The sequence below is a fragment of the Pseudomonas helvetica genome (assembly GCF_039908645.1).
GTDB classification, from domain to species: Bacteria; Pseudomonadota; Gammaproteobacteria; order Pseudomonadales; family Pseudomonadaceae; genus Aquipseudomonas; species Aquipseudomonas helvetica.
This window is the reverse complement of the sequence record NZ_CP150917.1, coordinates 4007190-4028588: the sequence shown is the minus strand read 5'-3', so window position 1 is coordinate 4028588 and position 21399 is coordinate 4007190. Positions and strand designations below refer to the sequence as shown.

Below are 21399 nucleotides of genomic sequence, written 5' to 3'. Positions count from 1 at the left end.
TGTTTTGCGACTTAAGTTGCCAGTCATCATACAAGTGAGATTTTTGAGCTGCAATACGAGACTTGCGACCAAATGGCTATAAAAACTGGATTTGTAAGATTTAAATGGATGTAAATGATGTGTTTTAGGCGGTTAAGGCTCGATTTTTACTCGACGTTTCAGTTTTAAAGATGAGCATTTCGCTCGCCATGCTAACGAAGCAGTCGAATAAAACCGCTGAAACAGCTATGTTGTCTGACATGTTGGGGCGCAAAATCAGCACCAGGGCGAATACCGCTAACCTAAGCCGTCACACATCCCCTGTAGCAGCTGGCGAAGCCGGCGTTCGGCCGCGCAGCGGTCGTAAAATCAGACACCGCGTTTTTTCAGGTTAACCGTGGATGCAGGATTTACGACCGCTGCGCCCGAACGCGGACCGAGCCGAACGCAGGCTTCGCCAGCTGCTACGGATTGTGTAATGACGGTAGTATTCTGAAGCCTCCTTTGAACGGGTCGGACCACATGCAAAACCAATCCAGCGGTTCAGGCCGCAAGCGTGCGCCAGGCCTGGCGCACGACATTGTTGCCGAGCTGACTCAACGCATCCTGCTTGGGCAGATCGCACCGGGTGAAAAACTGCCTTCCGAATCGACGATTGTTCGGGAGCACGGCGTCAGTCGCACCGTGGTTCGAGAGGCCATTTCCAAGTTGCAGGCGTCCGGTCTGGTTGAAACCCGGCATGGCGTGGGAACGTTCGCCCTGGAGCGTGACGCGCATCAGGGTTTTCGCCTGAGCAGCGACACCGCCATCAGCGTGCGGGGGATTCTCGAGCTTCGCCTGGGGCTGGAGACGCAAGCCGCGGCCCTGGCGGCGAAACGTCGAACCGACGATCAGCTTGTCCGGATGCGCCAGGCGCTGGACGACTACCAGAATTCACTGGCTAATAACGACAGCAGCGTTGAGCCCGACATGCGTTTTCACCGGTTGATTGCCGAAGCTACCGGGAATACGTACTTCACCGACATCATCTATCACCTCGGTAACTCGGTCATACCGCGCACGCGGATCAACGCGCAGGAGCGGGGTGACACCGACCTGATGAAGCTGGGTCAATCCGCCAATCTGGAGCACGAAGCGATCTTCAATGCGATTCGCCGACAGGACCCTGATGCGGCCAGAGCGGCCATGCTGCTGCATTTGAGCAACAGCCTGGAACGTATGGCGGTTGAATGACGCGGCGTTGCGTTACCTCATACCAACAACTGCAGCGTTTCAAACAGCTGCCGGTCTTCCTTCTTCGCCGAACGCGCATGGCGTCGAATCACCTGTAGCAGGCAATCGGTAAAACACAGCGCCGGATTGCTCAGCGAGCCGTTGCGGCGAGTGACGATGCTCAGCTGTCTAGGTTCGAACTGCTCGATCAGGTTCACGGACACCAACCGGCCGAGGAAAGGCGAGGCGGTGCTGAGGACGGTCGGGCCCCAGGTACACATGTCGGCCCGTTCCAGCATCATTTGCAGGATTGCCAGTGAATGGGCGCGCACGATGCGTTGCTCATCGATCTGCGCGTTGTGCCTCCAGAACAGCTCCTGCATCAGCGCATCGTGACCGTCTGGCGCGTAGTTCAGGGTCCAGTCCTGGTCCAGCAGCTCGTGAATCGACCGGGCGTTCTGTCGCGGATGACCCTGGCGAACCAGCACCGAGGTCTGGTATTCGAGCAGAGTTTCGCAGGCAAATTCCGCGGTCGCTTGCGCCGGATTAAGCTGGCCGATGGCGAAATCCATGCTGCCGTCACGCAGCAGCGGCTGGGCCACCGCCATCAGGCTTTCGAACAATTCCAGATGAATCTCCGGCATGCGTGCCCGAAAAGCCAGGACCACTTCGGGCAGGAAGGTTAACGCGACCCAGGGCGTGACCCCGACGCAGAGCCGCCCCTGGGCCTTGCCGCGCAGGTGATCGAGTTCGGTCTGCGCATGCTCCAGTTGCTTGAGCACCAGCCGGGCGTGCATCAGCAGCACCTTGCCGAACTCGGTGAAATTCAGGCCGCTGGGGGTTCTGACAAACAGCGGCAACTGTTGTTCGGTTTCCAGCTCGCGCAGGGCTTTGGTCACCGCGGCCTGGGAGATGTCCAGCGAACGCGCGGCGGCGCGGATGCTGCCGGTCTCGGCGCTGGCAATCAGGGCTTGTAATTGATGCAGTTTCATCTGCCCACCATGGTGACAACTGTTGGTTGTCATCATAACCAAACTGCGCCTCCCCAGCCTACGGCCCATTCCCTAAGATCGACCCGACAGCGCCCAGGTTGAATCGCCGGCAGCTGAATATTCTTATCGAGGAGCACACCCATGAATGCTGGCCACGTCCTGCCAGGAATCGCTGCGCTGCAGGATGAAATGATCACCCTGCGTCAGCGTATTCACGCCCACCCCGAGCTTGGCTTTGAAGAGTTCAGCACCAGTGAGCTGGTGGCGGAATGTTTGACGCAGTGGGGATATGAAGTCAGCACCGGCGTGGGTAAGACCGGTGTGGTCGGGACCTTGAAAAATGGCGAGGGCCGCTCCCTCGGGCTGCGCGCAGACATGGATGCGCTGCCGATTCAGGAAGCCACCGGGTTGCCTTATGCCAGCCGGATCGACGGCGTGATGCACGCCTGTGGCCACGACGGTCATACCGCAACCTTGCTCGCGGCGGCCAAATACCTGGCGCAAACGCGGGAATTCAACGGCACGCTGAACCTGGTGTTCCAGCCGGCCGAAGAAGGGCTGGGCGGTGCGCAGAAGATGCTCGAGGACGGGCTGTTCGAACGCTTCCCGTGTGATGCGATTTTTGCCATGCACAACATTCCTGGCTATCCCGCCGGGCAGTTGGGGTTTTACAGCGGGCCGTTCATGGCCTCTGCCGATACCGTCACGATCAAAGTCATCGGCACCGGTGGCCATGGCGCGGTGCCGCATAAGGCCGTCGACCCGGTGGTGGTCTGCGCATCGATTGTGATCGCCCTGCAAAGCATCGTCTCGCGCAACGTCAATCCGCAGGAAACGGCGATCATCACGGTCGGTTCGATTCATGCCGGGAACGTTTCAAATGTGATTCCTGCGTCCGCCGAAATGATCCTGAGCGTACGCGCCTTGACACCTGAGGTCCGCCAGTTGCTCGAACGCAGGATTACCGATCTGGTCAACGGCCAGGCAGCGAGTTTCGGCGCGCAGGCCGAGATCGATTATTACCGTTGCCACCCGGTGTTGATCAACGATCCGGAGCAGACCGAGTTCGCCCGGCAGGTCGCACGGGAGTGGCTGGGAGAAGGGCAACTGATCGAAGACCTGCGGCCCTTCACCGCCAGCGAGGACTTCGCGTTCATCCTCGAAAAATGCCCCGGCAGTTATCTGGTGATCGGCAATGGCCAGGGCGATGGCAGCTGTTTGCTGCACAATCCCGGTTACGACTTCAATGATGCTTGCCTGCCAATCGGCGCGAGCTATTGGGTGAAGTTGGCCGAGGGTTTTCTGCGTTGAGGCGCACGGTTTTTTAACATCACGGTGATACAAAAAACGGTCGGTAACCCGACTCGGCGAACCCCTGGAGGACAATAACAATGAATAAGATGATCGCGGCGGTTTCACTGGTTTTCTTGACCGCATCCGGCCTGGCCGGTGCGGCCGACTGGTCCGGCAAAGTGTTGAGGCTGGGTATTGACCCGACGTACCCACCGCTGGAATACAAAAACCAGGATGGCACGCTGACCGGTTTTGGCGTCGATATCGCCGACGCGCTGTGTGCAGAGTTGCACGCCAAATGCGTCTGGGTTGAAAGCAGCTGGGACGGGATGATTCCGGGGCTGCTGGCGCGCAAGTTCGATGCTATCGCGTCATCGATGACCGTCACCCCCAAGCGTCAGGAGCAGATTGCGTTTAGCGACAAGGTCTCCAACGCGCCGGCACGTTTGGTGATCAAGCGCGGATCGGACCTGCAGCCGACCGTCGAGTCGCTCAAAGGCAAACGCATCGGCGTGGAGCAGGGCTCGACCCAGGAGGCTTTTGCGAAAGCCGTTTGGGGCAAGCAGGGGGTAGAGATCCTTTCCTATCAGAATCAGGATCAGGTCTACGCCGACCTGGTGGTCGGGCGCCTCGATGCGTCGTTGCAGGGCTCGATTCAGGCCAGCTACGGGTTTCTGAATAAACCGGTGGGCAAGGACTACGCGTTTGCCGGCGGCACTCTGGACAACCCGGAGTTCTTCGGCGTCGGTGACGGCATCGGCGTGCGCAAGAGTGACGTTGAACTGCGCGAAGACCTGAACAAGGCCCTGGCGACCATTCTCGCTAACGGCACGTACACGAAGATCAACAAAAAGTACTTCGACTTCGACATCTACGGCGCGAAGTAAACCCCGCTCGATACGTTGAATAGAACAGTCGCCTGGACTAACGCCGGCCATTTAAGAAAAAGGTGCGCCGAACGCAATACCTGTGGCGAGGGGGCTTGCCCCCGTTGGGTCGCGAAGCGGCCCTGAAATCGATGATCGTACTGTGTCAATGAGAACGCATCTGCCGGTTTTACGACGGCTTCGCCGCCGAGCGGGGGCAAGCCCCCTCGCCACAAGTTGTCGGTTTGTTCCGGGGCAGATCAACAGCTTATTGATCGTTCCCATGCGTGGGAACGATCAATGATGTGCGTCTTTGCAGGCGCCGACGGTTACTTGCCAAGCGCCGCTGCCAGCAACGGAGCCGCCTGTTCATCCGTCAATGCAGGATGAATCTCCATGGCCAGCAGATCGCTCCATTCGAGCACCCATTTCTGTATCAGTGTGACATCACTGGCTTCTGCCACACCAAAACCGGTCATGCGTCCTACGGCATGCCAGCGTCCCAGCATCTTGACGCCTGCGGGTGGGGCTCCGCCTGTTTTGAGAAAACGTTCGATCGCGCTATTACGACGTTCCGGAGTGATTGACCAACTGACGATGTAGAGCATCTGCCACCTCCTGTCAGGGGCTGGCACCGGTTTTTCTCTGCGCGCACAAGGTAGGTGCCGCGACCCTGGCCACGCATGTGTTTTCAGCGCCTCCCTCGGCTGACTTGATCGACAGCTCCCATGAGAAGGCATAGCAGCCTGCTGAATGTGGCGTATGACCGCTGATCTTCTTTACCGCCTCTGCAACAAATCCCGGGCACTTCAATATTCGGCAAGGCAGGTTTATGTTGAATCATTGAGGCCATTGAAGAGGAGATCCGTCATGCAAGGTTTTCTGGTGATTTTCTTTACTCAGCAGAACCGCCGTCATCACGGAAAAATGCTCGGTGACTGGCTCATCGATCTGGCGAAAGAAATGGGCCTGCACGGGGCCACTCTGGCAACCGGTATCGAAGGCTTCGGGCATTCCGGGAAACTGCATTCCGCACATTTTTTCGAGATGGGCGATCAGCCCGCCGAGATCCGCCTGGCGATTACCGAGGAGGAGTGCACTCGCCTGTTCGAGCGGCTCGAGGCCGAAGACATTGCCTTGTTTTACATCAAGGCACCGGTTGAATTTGGAATCGTGGGCAAAAGGGCCGAGCCGTCTGGCCACCAGATTTGATAGTGTTGGCCGAGCCAGGAAGGTGCCGACGTCTAAACTCAGCGGTATAGACCGGTCCTGGAGGCATTCGTCGAATGTGCCTTTGCCAGCACCGGTACCCGCTTTCTATTTATCCGTTTTTTTGATCAGGATGCCCACGATGCTGCATATCAGAACACCGTTGATACTCCATCCGGGGCTCTCGACGCCCAGCCGGCGCATCTGGCTCAAGCTGGAAAACCTGCAACCCAGCGGCTCATTCAAGCTGCGCGGCATGGGCTTGCTCTGTACCCGCGCGGCCGAGCAGGGCATGAAGAAAGTGGTCTGCCCGTCCGGCGGCAATGCCGGTTATGCGACGGCAGTGGCCGCTGCGGCGTTGGGGCTGGAAGCGAGCATCATCGTGCCGCACACCACCCCGGAAAGTACCCGGGCGCGAATCGCCAAAACCGGGGCACAAGTGATCGTGCACGGTCAGGTGTGGGACGAGGCCAACCAGTTGGCGCTGGAACTCGCCAAGGCGCCCGATACCGAATACGTGCCGGCGTTCGACCACCCGACGCTGTGGGAAGGGCACAGCACGATGATCGATGAAATTCTGCAGGACTGCCCTCAGGTCGACACGATAGTGGCGTCGGTGGGCGGTGGTGGTTTGCTGGCCGGGATCCTCACCGGACTGGAACGCCACGCCCGGCTGGATTGCCGGATCATCGCCTGCGAAACCGAAGGCGCAGCGTCATTCGACGCCGCGGTCAAGGCCGGGCATCCGGTCAAACTCTCTGAAATCAGCAGCATTGCCAGCTCACTCGGGGCGCTGCAAGTTGCGCAATGGCCGGTTGAGCACATCCAGCACTTCCCGCACACCTGTGTCGTGCTGACGGATGCCGAGGCCATCATGGGCGTCGTCCGTTATGCCGATGACCTGCGTCAACTGGTGGAGCCAGCGTGCGGTGTCTCGCTGGCTGTCGCGTATCTGGATCACCCGGCGATTGCCGAAGCCCATGATGTGGTAATCATCGTGTGTGGTGGGATCAGTATCAGTGCGCAGAAGGTTGCCGGCTGGCAGAACCTTTGACGTCACGGGTTCAGGCTGGCGTCAGGCGCAGTCGCCAACGGCCGTTGTAGCGTAGTTCGACGGCGGCCAGCGGTTCGACGTCTATCGTGTTGAATAGCGCGGGCGGGCATTGCATCACGTGCATCAGTGCGGCACGAATCACGAACGGGTGAGTGACGGCAAGGAGGTGCCCGGGTTGGTTGACCAGGGTCTCCAGCCAGGCAGCGGTCCGCTCGCAGAGTTGGGCCACTGATTCACCGCCATGTGCAGCACTGGTGCTGTCGCTCAACCAGGCATGCAGCAGCTCGGGTTCGTCTCGTTGCAGGTCATTGATCCGCAGCCCCTTCCAGCGACCCAAATCACAATCGCGCAGTGCCGGGACAATTTCCATGTCCGCGCCAAACAGCGCGGCGGTCTCTCGGGTCCGGGCTTCCGGGGCGCTGAGCAGGCGTGGTGCTCGTTTGAAACGCTTGGCCAATGAGCCTTTTGCGTTCTGCCAATCCATTTCCACTGATTCATCCTCGGCAAAGCGCGCCAGTTTCTGGGCTGCTGTCCGGGCGTGACAGATCAGGGTCAAACGGGTGCTCTGCACTGGAAATCACTCAGGCTGTGTTGGAGGGACGCGTACCGCGAAAAGGGAAGAAAGACCCGGAACCGCACGGTTCCGAGCCTGTCGACCCGAGGGGGGGGTTAGCTGATGACCTGATAGCAGGGCACATACTCTGCGCCACCGGGCAGTTTCATCCGGTGTTGCGCGACAAACGCTTTCAGCAGTTTGTCCAGCGGTTGCATGACCGCTGCGTCGCCGTGGATCTTGTAAGGACCGTATTTCTCGATCAGGCGGATGCCCTTGTCCTTGACGTTACCGGCAACGATGCCGGAAAACGCCCGGCGCAGGTTTGCCGCCAGTTCGTGCGGTGGCAGGTCGTGGCGCAGTTGCAGGCTGGCCATGTTTTCGTGGGTTGGATCGAACGGGCGCTGGAAGCCTTCGTCGATCTTCAGCAGCCAGTTGAAATGGAACGCATCGTTGCGCTCGCGGCGGAACTGCTTGACGTCCTTGAGCCCTTTAGTCATTTGCCGGGCCACCTGGGCCGGGTCGTCGATGATGATCTCGTAGTGACTTTGCGCGTCTTTGCCCAGTGTCGCGCCGACGAACGCGTGTAGTTGCTGCAAGTACGGCTCCGCGCTCTTCGGCCCGGTCAGGATCACCGGGAAGGGCAGGTCGCGGTTGTCCGGGTGCATCAGGATCCCGAGCAGGTAAAGGAACTCTTCGGCAGTACCGGCGCCGCCCGGGAAAATGATGATGCCATGGCCGACGCGGACGAAAGCTTCCAGGCGCTTCTCGATGTCCGGCAGGATCACCAGTTCATTGACGATCGGGTTCGGCGCTTCAGCCGCAATAATCCCGGGCTCCGTCAGCCCCAGGTAGCGACCGTGGGTGATCCGTTGCTTGGCGTGGGAAATGGTCGCGCCCTTCATCGGGCCTTTCATCACCCCAGGCCCGCAGCCGGTGCACACGTCCAGACTGCGCAGGCCGAGTTCGTGGCCGACTTTCTTGGTGTATTGATATTCCTCGCTGCTGATCGAGTGACCGCCCCAGCACACGACGATTTTGGGCTCCACGCCGGCACGCAGGGTGCGGGCGTTGCGCAGCAGGTGGAAGACGTAGTCACTGATGCCTTGGGACGAGCTCAGGTCGATACGCTGGCTGTCCAGCTCGTTCTCGGTATAGACGATGTCGCGCAGGGCGCTGAACAGCATCTCACGGGTGCTGGCGATCATTTCGCCATCGACGAAGGCGTCTGCGGGGGCGTTGAGCAGCTCCAGGCGGACACCACGATCTTGCTGATGAATGCGAATCTCGAAGTCCCGATAGGCTTCCAGAATGGTCTTGGCGTTGTCGACATGGGCGCCGGTATTGAGGATTGCCAGGGCGCACTGGCGGAAGAGAGAGTAGATGCTGCCAGATCCTGCGGCGCTCAGTTGCTGAACTTCGCGTTGGGACAGCGTCTCCAGGCTGCCTTTTGGGCTCACCGAAGCATTGATAACTTGTCTTGCGGTCATTCGATATTCCCTGAGAACGATGTTATCGAGCCCGACAGGCTCAGTAGCATCAGGATAGTCAGTGCCAGAGCAATCGTGCTGCTTTCATCTTCTCCGGCGACCGGGCATGAATGCAAACATCATGGCCGATGCGCGCCGGATGGTCCGTTTGATGATGAACCGGACAGCCATGAAACAGGATTCCTGGCGGGCGGGCAATTGGGTTTTTTCCTGCGGGTGTCTGGACTTGGCGTAGAGCGGGGGATTTTGGCGAGGACCGGTGTGAGGAGCCGGCTCGCCGTCTTAAGACTTTGCGCAATACTCAGTGGCACGTGAGCGGCAATCACCACGAAGAGGACGACAACCATCATGAAGAAGGAAACGCTCGGCGCAATTGAAGGAGAGCAGGAGGGCTCTGCCTCTCAGCTGATAGAGGCGAGGATCAAGGAACTGGGGGATTGGCGCGGCGAAACGCTCGCTCGGGTCCGGGCGCTGATCAAGCAGGCTGTTCCTGACGTGGTCGAGGAATGGAAGTGGAGAGGGGTTCCGGTATGGTCGTGCGGCGGAATCATCTGCACTGGTGAGACGTACAAGCAGGTCGTGAAGATGACCTTCGTCAAGGGCGCTTCGCTGGAGGACCCTTCAGGCCTCTTCAACTCCAGCCTCGAAGGCAACACCCGGCGTGCCATTGATATCCACGAAGGCGACAGGCTTGATGAACAAGCGCTGACGGCGCTCATCCGAGCTGCCGTGGCGCTCAACATGTCGGTGCGGGCGGGCGCTCGCGCCAAATCGGCTGGATGAGCGGTCCTCCGGGATCAGGCTGTGCTCATCTGCACAAAGTGCCAGGGCGAATAATGTAAAACGGTTTCTAAAAGTCGCTGCTAGTCTTGGTAGATACGTCGCCAGATCGGCGCTGTTTGCGACTCCATTTGAGTTGCCGGTTAACCATGGGGGATTGAGCCAACACACGTCGTGGTGGTCGGGGGGATTTTACCGGCGCGTTGCCGGCAGGGCAGGCATCATGAGTAGTTCGCAAACTATTCACCCGATCTGGCTACGGCTGACCCACTGGATCAACGTCATCGCCGTGGTCATCCTGGTGATGAGCGGCTGGCGCATCTATAACGCCTCGCCGATTTTTTCCTTTCAGATTCCCGCCAGTATCACCTTGGGCGGTTGGTTGGCCGGTGCACTGCTGTGGCACTTTGCGGCGATGTGGGTACTGTTCATCAACGGTATTGTCTACCTGCTGCTGAATATCTTTTCCGGGCGTATCGCCCACAAGTTCTTCCCCATACCCCCCCGCGAAGTCCTGCATGATTTCCTCGCCGCCCTCAAAGGCAAGCTCGCCCATGCGGACTTGCGGCACTACAACACCCTGCAAAAGCTCGCCTACCTGTTTGCCGTGCTCGATCTCATTGTGCTGGTGCTGTCGGGCCTGGTGATCTGGAAGTCAGTGCAGTTTCCATTACTGAGGGAGCTGATGGGCGGCTACGACTCGGCGCGCATCGTGCATTTTGTCTGCATGGCGTTGCTGGTCGCTTTTACCGTGGTGCATCTGGTGATGGTGGCGCTTGTGCCACGCACCCTGATTGCCATGCTGCGGGGGCGCTAACTCATGAACAGAACGACTGGTAAAGACCGGATGGATGATCCCGCCATCATCAGATCGGTGGCGCAGGAACTTGAATTGCCTGCGCGCCGGCAATTTCTTCGGCATGCCTGGACGCTGGGCGGGATTGCCTTGCTGACAGGCTGTCGCCTGGACGACAGCAACTCAGTGGAGTCCATGCTGAAAATGGTCTCGCGCTTCAATGACAAGGTTCAGGCAGCGCTGTTCGATCCGGCCCGATTGGCACCGACCTACCCCGAGTCGATGATGACGCGTCCGTTTCCGTTCAATGCCTATTACGACCGCAACGGCATTCCGGACATCGAGGAAGATGAGTTCTCACTCACGGTTGGCGGTCTGGTCCAGGACAAACACAGCTGGACCCTCGCCGAATTGAACCAGTTGCCGCGCACCACTCAGGTCACACGGCTGATTTGCGTGGAGGGCTGGAGCGCCATCGGCAAATGGGGTGGCGTGACCTTTTCGACTTTTCTGCAACGTGTGGGCGCCGACACCCGTGCCAAATATGTCGGGCTCAAATGCGCGGATGACTATTACACCAGCATCGACATGCCGACGGCCCTGCATGCGCAAACGCTGCTGACCCTGAGCTATGACGATCAGGTATTGCCGCCGGAATACGGTTACCCGCTGCGCCTGCGTATGCCGACAAAGCTGGGCTTCAAGAACCCGAAACATGTGGTGGAGATTTTCGTGACCAACGATTACCCCGGTGGATATTGGGAGGATCAGGGTTACAACTGGTTCAGTGGCAGCTGAGCAATCGGCTGTTCTGAAACGCGGCGCATTGCCGCTGTCCTTAACGCGAACTGCACAGGAGTAGTGACATGAAGAAGCTGATTGCTGCGGCGATTGCTGCCGTAGTCCTGGTGGTGGCCGCCCCGTTGTTTGCGGCTGAAGCCAATACGAATGATATGTCCAAGGATCAGATGGGCAAGGACACGATGAAAAAGGACACGATGAAAAATGACGAAATGAAAAGTAATGCCACCAAGACCACCAAGCACCACTACAAGACCAAGGGCGAGAAGACCAAGAGTGCCACCATGAAAAAAGAAAGCATGGAGAAAGGTGGCGAGATGAAGAGCGAGGGCATGGAGAAAAAGAGCGATATGGGCACTGACACGATGAAGAAATATTAAGGCGCCCGGTCGCGCCGCCGTGGCGCACAACACGTCGGTGCGGGCGGGCGGGCGGACGCTCGCACCCGGCGGTGTGCCGATGGCATGTCGCGTCGCCATTGCCGTTGAGCACAGGGAGGCCGTCCTGGTGAACTGATCCGTATTTTCCCGCGCTATCTGCTTCTGTAATGAATCCAGCCCGAGCCTCACAATGACGCTGCAACCACAGACGTATTATTTTGGAGGCCAAATGCTGAAGATGGCGATTTTCCTGGGTGGATTTCTGGCATTGACCATCGTGATCGGTGCACTTGCGACCATCTCGCCGATGTAACCAAAAGACGATAGCGCCGCGTTTTTCCGGACCCTCCCGACCTTGTATACGTGGCGCTTTTCGAACGTTGCCGGCACAGCCTTTGTTGCGACCTCTAGTGCCCGGTTACGGGCCGGTCAGGTGACGGTGGGGATGTAGTCGATGTACGCCAATCGCTCGCCATTTTGGTAAATGTCAACGGCGGTGTAATGGGGTGCGCTGGGGGGCATGACCCGGTCGTATCTGGCCTGTGCAGTGGACAGCATTTGTGCCCAGTTTCCAGGCCGTTGGATCAAGTGCAGATCCAGCATGAGGATCGACGGATTAAAGCCTTGCGGGGCTCGCATGGTCAGATAGGCCTCAATTCCCGGATTGGCAACTTCAACATCGCCTACCACGTGGAAGTCATCCGGTTTCGGCGGCATCGCGTTCAGCCATGCATGCCAGTCTTTGCTGCTAGTACTCATTTTTCTATCCCTTGAGAAATGAAACCCGAAGCTTGAACTACTGCTGTTCCGTATGGCGCTTCGTATGCCATCGAATGAGATACCCGGTGTCCAATCGACCGTAAAAGGTCTCCTGTCTAAAGGTGTAGACGAGGAAAGGGCGCTCCCACTTCAGCCTGGACGAACGGTAGCCACGGGAGCTCAGGGCATGAAGCCCGGGTTTGAATTCAACGTGTGCCGCTCAGGATTCAAGGAATGAAGCGGTAACCGACACCGGTTTCGGTCACGAGATGGCGCGGCTGCGAAGGGTCTGCTTCGATTTTCTTGCGCAGGCCGCCCATGAACACCCGAAGGTACGGCGTATCGGTGGTGTGCGAAGGGCCCCATACCGCTTTGAGCAGTTGCAGGTGCGTCAGCACCCGGTCCGGGTGCGAGCACAGATGAACCAGCAAGCGGTATTCCAGCGGCGTCAGGTGCAAAGGCACACCGGCGCGCTCCACGACGCGTCGATCCAGATCAATTTGAATATCGGAGAAGGCCAGGACCGAGCGGTTCTCGGTATCTTTCACGCGCCTGCGTAACAGGGCACGCACGCGGGCGAGCAGTTCTCCAGTGCCAAAGGGTTTTACCAGGTAATCGTCGGCCCCGGTGTCGAGGGCGAGGATCTTGTCGGATTCGGCGCCACGGGCCGACAAGACAATGATCGGCACCTCCGACCAGGTGCGCAGATCCCGGATGAGGTCAACGCCATCACCGTCAGGCAGGCCGAGATCCAGCACGATCAGGTCCGGCCGACGCGTTCCCGCGTCGATCAGGCCGCGCTGAAAGGTCTCGGCTTCATGCACTTCCAGGCCATCGGCTTGCAGGGCCATCCGCACAAAACGGCGAATGTCCTTTTCGTCTTCAACCAGCAGAACACGCAGCACCGGTTCGCTCATGATGGGTCCTCGTCAGTTTGCGGCGAAAGCGCTTCGATGTTCGGCGGCTCTTCTCGGGGCAGACGCAAGGTGAAGCGCGCACCGCCTTCCGGGCGGGTAACACCAAGCATGGTTCCGCCATGCGCCTGGGCAATTGCTCGGCAGATGGCCAGGCCGAGGCCGACGCCGGGAATCGAACTTTCCTTTTTGCCGCGCATGAATTTGTTGAAGATCGCCTCTTCATGTCCACGGGGCAAGCCCGGTCCCTCATCGGCGACCCACAACTCAATGTTCTCGGGCGTGGCGCTGGCGCCCAGGCTGATCGGCGTGCCGGCTGGGGTGTACTTGATGGCGTTTTCGATCAGGTTGATGAGGATGCGCTCGATCAGCACCGCATCGATGCGAACCAGTGGCAAGTCCTCCTCGAGTGCGACCTGCACCGAACGTCCTGCCAGAATCGGATGAATAGCTCTCAGGGCGCTACCGACCACGTCTTCGATGGGCTGCCATTGACGATTCAACACCACCTTGCCGGACTCGAGGCGAGCCATGTCCAGCAGGTTATTGACCAGCGTATTCATGCGCAGCGCAGACTCGCCCACCGCCGTGGCGATCTCGGCGGTTTCGCCGGTCAGGGGCGGTTTGGTCAGCTTGAGCGCTTCGGCGAGCCCGACCATGACCGACAGCGGGGTGCGCAAATCGTGGGAGATGGCCGAGAGCAGCGAGTTGCGCAACCGCTCGGATTCCATCTGAACGGTGGTGTCCTGGGCGACGTTGATGTAGTGAATCCGTTCGAGCGAGATGGCCAGCAATGACGCGCAGGTGTCGAGCAGGCGGCGTTGTTCCGGCACCGCCAACCGAGTCGTATCGCGCGGTTGCACGGCCAATACTCCGCGCACCCGCATGGGCGCCGACAAGGGCAGGTAAAGCGTGGAACTGGAGGGCAGGGTGTCGGTGCCGTATCCGGCCGGTTCGGTTTTGTCGTACGACCACTGGGCAATGGCAACGTCGACTTGCGGTGCCTCTCCCGTGACCATCGGCGCCTGCAGTTTGTTGTGGTCATCGGCCACCAGCAACGCCGACCGGGCGCCAAACTCGGCCGCCAGGAACTGTGCGCCGATTTCCGCAACCTGTTCGGTCAACAGTGCGGCGGACAGCAGGCGCGACATCTCGTACAGCCCGCGCATGCGGTCTTCGCGCCGTTGCGCCACTCGTGCCTGGTAAGTCAGGCTGGCGGTCATTTGCCCGATCACCAGGGCCACCACGAGCATGACGCTGAAGGTCACCAGATACTGGATATCGGCGATGGCGAATGAAAAGCGTGGCGCCACAAAGAAAAAGTCGAAGGCGCCGACCGAGACGAAGGCCGCCATGATCGCCGGGCCACGCCCAAAGCGCACCGCCACGGCAACGACCGCCAGCAGGAACAGCATGACGATGTTGGCCTGTTCCAGCACCTGGAACAGCGGCATGGCCAGCAGGGTCGTCACCGCACAGATCGCGACGCTCCAGAGATACGGGCGCCAGGTGATCGGGCTGTCGCTGGCGGTGGAGGTCGTCTCGGCTGGTGGGCGGCGACTCTCCGGCAGCGAGATTTGAATCACGTCGAGATCGGCGCCCAGCACCCCAATCCGATCGGCAAGCACCCGCCGCCAGAGTCGTTGGCGCGGACGTTCATCACGGCCCAGCACGACTTTTGAAAGGTTGTGCTGCCGGGCGTACTTGACCAGCGTTTCGGCAATGTCCTGGCCTGCCAGGGTCGAGATTTGCGCGCCCATGTCCTGAGCCAGTTTCAAGGTTGCCAGCACCCGACGCCGCTTGACCTCGGGCAGGCGCTGCAAGGCCGGGGTTTCGACATACACGGCGTGCCACGGCACGTTGAGCTGAGCGGCCAGGCGCGCCGTCGAGCGTACGGTTTTTTCGGCCTGATCATTGGGGCCGACGCAGGCAAGCAACGACTCGCGGGTGCCCCACACCGGTTTCACCGCGCCGCTTTGGCGATACTGCAACATCTCGCTGTCGACCCGGTCGGCGGTGCGGCGCAGCGCCAGTTCGCGCAGGGCGATCAGGTTGCCCTTGCGGAAGAAGTTCTGCACCGCGCGCTCGGCCTGTTGCGCCATATAGACCTTGCCTTCCTTCAAGCGCTGCAACAGATCGTCGGGCGGCAGGTCGACGATGACCACTTCATCGGCGGTGTCGAAGACATGGTCGGGCACGGTCTCCCAGACACGAATCCCGGTGATGCCGCCGACAATGTCGTTCAGGCTTTCGAGGTGCTGAACGTTCATCGTCGACCAGACATCGATACCGGCGCTGAGCAGTTCTTCTACGTCCTGCCAGCGCTTTGGATGTCGGGAGCCTGCGATATTGGAGTGAGCCAGTTCGTCGATCAGGATCAGGCCCGGCTTGCGCGCGAGCGCGGCGTCCAGATCGAACTCGGTCAACGTACGGTTCTTGTCGACCACCTGCTTGCGAGGCAATAGTTCAAGGCCCTCTGTCAGGGCCTGAGTCTCGGCGCGGCCGTGGGTCTCGATCACGCCGACCAGCACATCGATGTTTTGCAGCTTCGCGGTCTGTGCCGCGGCAAGCATCGCGTAGGTCTTGCCGACACCGGCGCTGGCGCCGAAAAAAATCTTCAGCCGACCGCGTTTGGCCTGCGCTTCTTCTTCGCGAATCCGGGCCAGTAGCTGGTCCGGATCAGGACGTTCTTCGGCCATCAAGCTCACCGTGTGTTAACGCTCAATGTGCGGCGTCGAGTGCCAGGTTCAGTTCCAGAACGTTGACCCGAGGCTCGCCGAGAAACCCGAACAGCGTGCCTTCGGCGTGTTGGTTGATCAGCTCGCGAACCTTGTCGACGGGCAGGTTGCGCACCCGCGAAACCCGGCCCGCCTGGTACAGCGCCGCGGCAATGCTGATATGCGGATCAAGCCCACTGGCGGAACTGTAGACCAGGTCGGCGGGCACCGTGGCGGTGTTGCCGGGATCGGCAGCGTGCAAGGCATCGATGCGGCCCTTCAGCGCATCCGCCAGCGCCGGGTTCAGCGGACCGAGGTTCGAGCCGCCCGAGGCCAGCGGGTTGTAGGGCATGGGGCTGGTGGCGGAAGGGCGGCTCCAGAAATACTTCGGATCACTGAAGCCCTGACCGATCAACAGCGAGCCCACGGTTTTGCCGTCTCTCTCGATCAGGCTACCCGCCGCCTGATGCGGAAAGACCAGCCTGGCAATGCCGGTTGTGACCAGTGGATAGGCCAGGCCGGTGAGCAGTGACAGTGCAATCAGCAGGGTCAACGCCGGACGCAGCAGAGATAACATAGCCATACTCCCTCAAGTCAGACCGACAGCGGACAGCGCCATGTCGATCACTTTGATGCCAATGAATGGAACGATCACCCCACCCAACCCGTAGATCAACAGGTTGCGGCGCAACAAAAGCGCGGCACCGACCGGGCGGTACTTCACGCCTCGGAGCGCCAGGGGAATCAGGAAAATGATGATTAGCGCGTTGAAAATCACCGCCGATAGCACCGCCGAATTCGGGCTCGTCAGGCCCATGATGTTCAGTGCCGCGAGCTGCGGGTAAGTGCTGACAAAGGCTGCCGGCACGATCGCGAAATACTTGGCGATGTCGTTGGCAATCGAGAACGTGGTCAGCGAACCCCGGGTCATCAGCATCTGTTTGCCGGTTTCCACCACCTCGATCAACTTGGTCGGGTTGCTGTCGAGGTCGACCATGTTGCCGGCTTCCTTGGCGGCTTGAGTCCCGGAGTTCATCGCAACGGCGACATCCGCCTGCGCCAGTGCCGGGGCATCGTTGGTGCCGTCGCCGGTCATGGCCACCAGCCGGCCTTCGGCTTGATAGCTGCGGATCAGTTCGAGTTTTTGTTCGGGTGTGGCTTCCGCCAAAAAGTCATCGACACCGGCCTCGGCGGCGATGGCGGCAGCGGTGATCCGGTTGTCCCCGGTCACCATCACAGTCTTGATCCCCATGCGCCGCAGCTCGGAGAAGCGCTCCTTGATGCCGCCCTTGACGATGTCCTTGAGCTCGATGACGCCCAGCACCCTGGCCCCATCGGCGACCACCAGCGGCGTACTGCCGCGCTGAGCCACTTGGTCGACGATGGTTTGCACCGCTTCCGGAAAGTGTCCGCCCAGGCTTTGGACATGCTTGAGGATCGCCTCGCCGGCGCCCTTGCGCAGTTGCCGCTCATCCATGTTGACGCCGCTCATGCGGGTCTGCGCCGAAAAGTGCACGAAGTGCGCGTGCAGCGCGGTGATGTCGCGTTCGCGCAGGTTGAACCGTTGTTTGGCCAGGACCACGATGCTGCGCCCCTCAGGCGTTTCGTCGGCCAGTGACGCAAGCTGTGCGATATCCGCCAGCTCCGCTTCCTTGATCCCCGGCGCCGGCAAGAACGCCGAGGCGTGGCGGTTGCCCAAGGTGATGGTCCCGGTCTTGTCGAGCAGCAACACGTCGACATCACCGGCAGCCTCCACGGCCCGCCCGGAGGTGGCGATCACGTTGGCTTCCATCATGCGGCTCATGCCCGCCACACCGACCGCCGACAGCAGCCCGGCAATGGTCGTGGGGATCAGACACACCAACAACGAGATGAGCACGGTGATCGAGACCGGCGAGCCGGATTTGGCGGCTGCGACCCCAAACAGGGAGTAGGGCAGGAGCGTCACTGTCACGCCGAGGAACACGATGGTCAATGCGACCAGCAGGATCGACAGGGCGATTTCGTTCGGGGTCTTTTGCCGTTTGGCATTTTCGACCATGGCAATCATGCGGTCGACGAAGGTCTCGCCGGGGTTGGCGGTCACGCGGACGACGATCCAGTCCGACAGCACCCGCGTACCGCCGGTCACCGACGAGAAGTCGCCGCCAGACTCGCGAATCACCGGAGCCGATTCGCCGGTAATCGCCGACTCGTCCACCGAAGCCGCGCCTTCGATCACCTCGCCGTCGGCGGGGATCACCGAGTTCGCGAGGTCACCGGCTTCAACCACCACCACGTCGCCTTTGCACAGGTCACTCGACTGAGCCAACTGCCACTCGGCGCCGTAGTGCGGTTCGCGCAGTTTCTTGGCCCAGGTTTGCTTTTTCAGGTCGCGCAGGGAGGCCGCCTGGGCCTTGCTGCGACCTTCAGCCAGCGCTTCGGCAAAGTTGGCGAACAGCAGGGTAAACCACAGCCACAAGGCAATCGCGAGGATGAACCCGCTGCTGGCTTCGCCCTTGCCGCTGAGGGCCTGCGCCCAGAGGGCAGTGGTGATGATCGCGCCGATGTAGACGACAAACATCACCGGGTTGCGCCACTGGATTCGTGGGCTGAGTTTGCGCACCGACTCGACCATCGCAGGCCTTATCAGTTTCGGGTCGAACAAGGAGAACGCTTTACGTGTCATGTTCGTGGTCTCACTTGATCATGATGAGGTGTTCGACGACGGGCCCCAGCGCGAGCGCCGGTACGTAGTTCAGCAAGCCGACCAGCAACACCGTGCCAATCAGCAGTACAACGAACAGCATCCCGTGGGTCGGCATCGTGCCGCCGGTGACCGCCAGGCGTTTTTTCGCGGCGAGGCTGCCAGCGACGGCGAGCACCGGTACGATCACGCCGAAGCGGCCTAGCCAAAAGGCGATGGCCAGCATGATGTTGTAGAACGGGGTGTTGGCCGACAGACCGGCGAAGGCGCTGCCATTGTTGTTGGCTGCCGAGGTGAAGGCGTAGAGGATCTCCGAGAAACCATGGGCGCCAGGGTTGGCGATCCCCAGCTTGCCGGCCTCGGCCATCACCGCAATGGCGGTCCCGAACAGCACCAGCAACGGCGTCACCAGGATCGCGATGGCGACCATTTTCATCTCGAAGGCTTCGATCTTCTTGCCCAGGTATTCAGGCGTACGGCCGATCATCAGACCGGCGATAAACACCGCGAGAATGGCGAATATCAGCATGCCGTACAGACCGGAACCGGTGCCGCCGAACACCACTTCACCGAGTTGCATCAGCACCAGCGGCACCGCACCGCCCAACGGGGTGAACGAGTCGTGCATCGCGTTGACCGCACCGCATGAAGCCGCCGTGGTCACGGCCGCAAACAGGCTGGAGGCGCTGATACCGAAGCGCACTTCCTTGCCCTCCATGTTGCCCGCCGCCGTATCAATGCCCAGCGCTGAAAACTGTGGATTGCCCAGCTGTTCGTAATGGGTGACGGCCACCACCGCAATCACGAAGATGATCGTCATCGTCGCCAGCAGCGCCCAGCCCTGGCGTATGTCACCGACGACATGACCGAAGACGAAACACAGCGCGGTCGGGATCAGGAAGATCGCGAGCAACTGGAAGAAGTTGGTGATGGCGGTCGGGTTCTCGTAGGGGTGCGACGAGTTGGCGTTGAAGAAACCGCCGCCATTGGTGCCGAGCATCTTGATCGCTTCTTGCGAGGCGACCGGCCCCATGGCAATCGTCTGCTTGTCGGTGCTGGCGGCCTTGGTCACCGGATTGCCCTGGGCATCGAGGGTCGGCTGGCCGGCGTCATTCAGCACCGGGTTCTGGTACTGCATGACCTCCAGTGTCGAGACGTCTTTATACGGGTCAAGGTTTTGAATCACGCCCTGACTGACAAAGAACAACGCGAGTATCAGCGACAGTGGCAGCAGCACCCACAAGGTGACGCGGGTGAGATCAGTCCAGGCGTTGCCGATGCTGTCCACGCTGTGGCGGGCGAACCCGCGGATCAGCGCCACCGCCACCACAATGCCGGTGGCGGCGGACAGGAAGTTCTGCACCGTCAGCGCGAGCATCTGCGTCAGGTAACTCATCGTCGACTCACCGCTATAGGCTTGCCAGTTGGTGTTGGTCACGAAGCTGAAAGCAGTGTTGAACGAGGAGTCGGGAGTGACGGCCGCAAACCCCTGCGGGTTGAACGGCAGCACGCCTTGCAACCGTTGCAAGGCATAAACCGCCAGCACCCCCAACGCGTTGAACAGAATCAATGCCAGCGCGTACTGGAGCCACCCCATCTGCGCTTCAGGCTTGACGCCGGCCAGGCGATACAGCGGCGACTCGATGCGCGAACCAAAGGCAAACCGGCCCTCCATCACCGTGGTCAGCCAACGCCCCAGTGGCCAGGCCAGAAGGCCCAGCGCCAGGAGAAAGGCGCCGAGTAAAACCCAGGCTTGAATAGTCACAGGAAGTCCTCCGGAAACAGCAGCGCGGCGACGAGGTAAACCAGCAAGCCGGCCGCAATGAGGCCGCCGAAAAGATAGAAACCGGTCATGACCGCCTCCTGTTGAGCGCCGCGCAGCCGTAGGTCAGACCGACCAGAATGATGAGAAACAGTGCACCGAGTAGCAGATAGAAGAAGTCCATGGCGTTTCCTCCGGGAATGAGGAAAGCCTAAATGGACGCTTGGAAAGTTGTTGACAGGATTCGGGGCGGGGAAATAAAGATTTGATAAAGATGCTGGTCGGGTACAACGAGGTGTTTAAAGGTTCGGGAGCGTATCAATACGGGTCCTACGTAAACCCAAGAATCCGTCACCTTGTTCCGTGATGGGGTGGGGCTTATAGTTCGTCCCGTCGCCCACATGGCGACTAGGTTTGGCGACCTGATCACAGAGGATCCCATTAATAAGAGATCTTCAAAATGAATCGATACATGCCCCTCACCGGAATCGACCTGATCCCTGCCTCCCTGCTCATCGACACCCAAGCCCCACTCGACGTGCTGCAAGCCACTGCTGATTATCGAATCCGCACGGTTACTCAGGTGCTGGAAAATATCGCCTTTCGTGCTGATATCGAGAGCGATACGGTGGTGCTCGCCGACTTCGCCAAACTGCTGGCCATTCCGTTGCGCGATGGGTGCGATTTGATGGATGTGATTGGTAGACGATTGCGGGAGGAGGCGGGGGAGTGAGTGAAGGCGGGCGGTTTGAAGGTGTGATGCCTGTCTGTTAAGCGTTTGAAAGATTGCGGCCTGCGGATTTACGTATGGACTCGACTGCCCGGCGTAGGAGCTGCCGCAGGCTGCGATCTTGGCTATTCTGCATGCACCGAAAGTCTCCGATTTACTATGCCCTTGTACAAAAAGGGGCGCCCATCGGCAATGGCAACAAGCGACTGTGGATTCAACCGGTGGACGCAACAAATTGGTACCGACGTAGGAAGCGGTACATGATGAGAAGCAAGGATGAGCCTCACCCTCTTGCTCCCGTGCGGTTGTAATCGCTCACTTTACCGTCACTTAGTATCCAGATACTGTAGGTCATGGCATTTAGATGCATTTGCCTGCTAAGGCACTGCTTTAGTAGGCAGAGGTGTTACGAGCACGCCCTATTTC

At 59.9% G+C, this 21399-nt stretch carries 22 protein-coding genes; 11 read left to right on the top strand and 11 right to left on the bottom strand.

Translation table 11 applies throughout. The features are described from left to right. The first annotated feature begins 501 nt into the window (after positions 1-501). Positions 502-1212 carry a FadR/GntR family transcriptional regulator gene (locus AABM55_RS18705; protein WP_347927275.1) on the top strand — a complete coding sequence of 237 codons (711 nt, stop codon included), beginning with the start codon at positions 502-504 and terminating at the stop codon, positions 1210-1212. A 17-nt stretch (positions 1213-1229) separates the two neighbouring features. Here AABM55_RS18705 and AABM55_RS18700 read toward each other — a convergent pair whose 3' ends face one another. Beyond that, positions 1230-2219, bottom strand: a complete 990-nt coding sequence (locus AABM55_RS18700) for a LysR substrate-binding domain-containing protein (RefSeq protein WP_347927274.1) — start codon at positions 2217-2219, stop codon at positions 1230-1232. 105 nt (positions 2220-2324) lie between these two features. Here AABM55_RS18700 and AABM55_RS18695 point away from each other — a divergent pair, with 105 nt between their 5' ends. Both AABM55_RS18695 and AABM55_RS18690 read left to right on the top strand, forming a co-directional pair. After that, positions 2325-3494: a M20 aminoacylase family protein gene (locus AABM55_RS18695; protein WP_347927273.1), complete on the top strand. Its 1170-nt coding sequence runs from the start codon at positions 2325-2327 to the stop codon at positions 3492-3494. A gap of 80 nt (positions 3495-3574) precedes the next feature. Next, a complete protein-coding gene (locus tag AABM55_RS18690; protein ID WP_347927272.1) occupies positions 3575-4363 on the top strand; it encodes an ABC transporter substrate-binding protein in 789 nt (262 codons plus the stop codon). A gap of 308 nt (positions 4364-4671) precedes the next feature. Here AABM55_RS18690 and AABM55_RS18685 read toward each other — a convergent pair whose 3' ends face one another. Beyond that, positions 4672-4950 carry a DUF3303 domain-containing protein gene (locus AABM55_RS18685; protein WP_103316019.1) on the bottom strand — a complete coding sequence of 93 codons (279 nt, stop codon included), beginning with the start codon at positions 4948-4950 and terminating at the stop codon, positions 4672-4674. Positions 4951-5212: 262 nt separating this feature from the next. On the opposite strand from AABM55_RS18685, the gene AABM55_RS18680 reads away from it, so the two are divergent. Together AABM55_RS18680 and AABM55_RS18675 are read left to right on the top strand one after the other, a co-directional pair. Continuing rightward, the gene (locus AABM55_RS18680) at positions 5213-5554 is read left to right on the top strand and encodes a DUF190 domain-containing protein (protein WP_054598074.1); all 342 of its coding nucleotides are present in this window, start codon (positions 5213-5215) and stop codon (positions 5552-5554) included. Positions 5555-5693: 139 nt separating this feature from the next. Further along, positions 5694-6605 carry a pyridoxal-phosphate dependent enzyme gene (locus tag AABM55_RS18675; RefSeq protein ID WP_347927271.1) on the top strand — a complete coding sequence of 304 codons (912 nt, stop codon included), beginning with the start codon at positions 5694-5696 and terminating at the stop codon, positions 6603-6605. Positions 6606-6615: 10 nt separating this feature from the next. Here the strand turns inward: AABM55_RS18675 and AABM55_RS18670 are convergent, their stop codons facing one another. Further along, positions 6616-7176: a histidine phosphatase family protein gene (locus tag AABM55_RS18670; protein WP_347927270.1), complete on the bottom strand. Its 561-nt coding sequence runs from the start codon at positions 7174-7176 to the stop codon at positions 6616-6618. Between the two features lie 98 nt (positions 7177-7274). Further along, on the bottom strand, positions 7275-8648 hold the full coding sequence (gene ppnN, locus AABM55_RS18665; RefSeq protein ID WP_054598071.1) for a nucleotide 5'-monophosphate nucleosidase PpnN: 1374 nt from the start codon (positions 8646-8648) through the stop codon (positions 7275-7277). A 348-nt stretch (positions 8649-8996) separates the two neighbouring features. Between ppnN and AABM55_RS18660 the strand changes: the two genes are divergently transcribed. From AABM55_RS18660 to AABM55_RS18640, 5 genes are all read left to right on the top strand, one after another. Next, complete coding sequence (locus AABM55_RS18660) at positions 8997-9431, top strand: DUF1801 domain-containing protein (RefSeq protein WP_347927269.1); 435 nt, start codon at positions 8997-8999, stop codon at positions 9429-9431. 220 nt (positions 9432-9651) lie between these two features. Beyond that, positions 9652-10245: a cytochrome b/b6 domain-containing protein gene (locus tag AABM55_RS18655; protein ID WP_103316013.1), complete on the top strand. Its 594-nt coding sequence runs from the start codon at positions 9652-9654 to the stop codon at positions 10243-10245. 30 nt (positions 10246-10275) lie between these two features. Then, entirely contained in the window at positions 10276-11022 is a 747-nt protein-coding gene (locus AABM55_RS18650) for a molybdopterin-dependent oxidoreductase (RefSeq protein WP_347930058.1), read from the top strand. 68 nt (positions 11023-11090) lie between these two features. After that, entirely contained in the window at positions 11091-11405 is a 315-nt protein-coding gene (locus AABM55_RS18645; RefSeq protein WP_347927268.1) for a hypothetical protein, read from the top strand. Positions 11406-11595: 190 nt separating this feature from the next. Continuing rightward, positions 11596-11718: a hypothetical protein gene (locus AABM55_RS18640; protein WP_347927267.1), complete on the top strand. Its 123-nt coding sequence runs from the start codon at positions 11596-11598 to the stop codon at positions 11716-11718. 116 nt (positions 11719-11834) lie between these two features. Here AABM55_RS18640 and AABM55_RS18635 read toward each other — a convergent pair whose 3' ends face one another. The 7 genes from AABM55_RS18635 to kdpF all read right to left on the bottom strand — a co-directional run bounded on the left by AABM55_RS18635 (position 11835) and on the right by kdpF (position 20335). Continuing rightward, positions 11835-12164: a hypothetical protein gene (locus AABM55_RS18635; RefSeq protein WP_054598066.1), complete on the bottom strand. Its 330-nt coding sequence runs from the start codon at positions 12162-12164 to the stop codon at positions 11835-11837. Positions 12165-12391: 227 nt separating this feature from the next. Then, entirely contained in the window at positions 12392-13081 is a 690-nt protein-coding gene (gene kdpE, locus AABM55_RS18630; protein ID WP_347927266.1) for a two-component system response regulator KdpE, read from the bottom strand. Next, entirely contained in the window at positions 13078-15777 is a 2700-nt protein-coding gene (kdpD, locus tag AABM55_RS18625) for a two-component system sensor histidine kinase KdpD (RefSeq protein ID WP_347927265.1), read from the bottom strand. The genes kdpE and kdpD overlap by 4 nt, the downstream gene beginning before the upstream one ends. Positions 15778-15799: 22 nt before the next feature. Beyond that, positions 15800-16372: a potassium-transporting ATPase subunit KdpC gene (gene kdpC / locus AABM55_RS18620; RefSeq protein WP_347927264.1), complete on the bottom strand. Its 573-nt coding sequence runs from the start codon at positions 16370-16372 to the stop codon at positions 15800-15802. A gap of 12 nt (positions 16373-16384) precedes the next feature. Beyond that, a complete protein-coding gene (gene kdpB, locus AABM55_RS18615) occupies positions 16385-18463 on the bottom strand; it encodes a potassium-transporting ATPase subunit KdpB (protein WP_347927263.1) in 2079 nt (692 codons plus the stop codon). 10 nt (positions 18464-18473) lie between these two features. Further along, a complete protein-coding gene (gene kdpA, locus AABM55_RS18610; protein ID WP_347927262.1) occupies positions 18474-20246 on the bottom strand; it encodes a potassium-transporting ATPase subunit KdpA in 1773 nt (590 codons plus the stop codon). Further along, the gene (kdpF, locus tag AABM55_RS18605) at positions 20243-20335 is read right to left on the bottom strand and encodes a K(+)-transporting ATPase subunit F (RefSeq protein WP_019689681.1); all 93 of its coding nucleotides are present in this window, start codon (positions 20333-20335) and stop codon (positions 20243-20245) included. Before kdpF ends, kdpA begins: the two co-directional genes overlap by 4 nt. A gap of 368 nt (positions 20336-20703) precedes the next feature. On the opposite strand from kdpF, the gene AABM55_RS18600 reads away from it, so the two are divergent. Then, positions 20704-20976 carry a hypothetical protein gene (locus tag AABM55_RS18600; RefSeq protein WP_347927261.1) on the top strand — a complete coding sequence of 91 codons (273 nt, stop codon included), beginning with the start codon at positions 20704-20706 and terminating at the stop codon, positions 20974-20976. The last annotated feature ends 423 nt before the right edge of the window (positions 20977-21399 follow it).